The following is a 989-nucleotide window of genomic DNA, read 5'->3' on the forward strand; positions in this document are numbered from 1 at the left end:
GGCTTTGAAGTCTTGCCAGATAACCCATCGGCGGTTGAAACGACCATCAACGAAGACACCACGTCCACTGACAAACCAACCCTATCTTTGACGGGTGATTCGGAAGTCGTTGAAGGTGCGGATGCTTCTTACACACTAACCATTTCAGAAGCACCAACGACAGATCTCACCGTGACTGTCGTTGTGGGTCATAAGACATCCGAAGATGGCGATATCACGCCAGTGACTCGCAGTGTGGTGATTGCCGCAGGCACAACGTCTACCGATTTCACCGTCGTTACCTTGGACGATTCAATCCTTGAAACCAGCGACGATGATGTCTTTGAAGTGTCCGTCACTGGCACGGCTGGCGGTGGTTTTGAAGTGCTGCCTGATAATCCATCTGCAGTTGAAACCACGATCAACGAAGATACGACCTCGACCGACAAACCAACCCTGACATTAACAGGCGATTCGGAAGTCGTTGAAGGTTCGGAAGCGTCGTATACGCTCACTATTTCAGAAGCACCAACCACAGATCTCACCGTCACTGTCGTGGTTGGACACAAAACCTCAGAAGACGGCGATGTGACGCCAGTGACTCGCAATGTGTTGATTGCAGCGGGCACAAACTCGACAGATTTCACCGTCGCAACCTTGGATGATTCGATCCTTGAAAACAATGACGATGACGTGTTTGAAGTCTCAGTGACAGGTACATCTGGCGGTGGTTTTGAAGTCCTTCCAGATAACCCATCTGCGGTTGAAACCACGATCAATGAAGACACCACGTCCACTGACAAGCCAACCCTGACGTTAACGGGTGATGCGGAAGTTACAGAAGGCGAAGAAGCCAGTTACACCCTGACTATCAGCGAAGCGCCAACGACAGATCTCACCGTGACCGTCGTTGTCGGTCACAAGACATCCGAAGACGGCGATGTGACTCCAGTGACTCGCAATGTGGTGATTGCTGCGGGCACCACCTCGACCGACTTCACCGTCGCGAC

At 51.8% G+C, this 989-nt stretch carries 1 protein-coding gene; it reads left to right on the plus strand.

The window, feature by feature from the left end; all coding sequences use genetic code 11:
• Positions 1 to 989, plus strand: a 989-nt coding sequence (locus BM082_RS24975; RefSeq protein ID WP_159435497.1) for an immunoglobulin-like domain-containing protein, incomplete at both ends; no start/stop codon positions are given.

Source organism: Enterovibrio norvegicus DSM 15893 (assembly GCF_900115495.1).
GTDB lineage: Bacteria > Pseudomonadota > Gammaproteobacteria > Enterobacterales > Vibrionaceae > Enterovibrio > Enterovibrio norvegicus.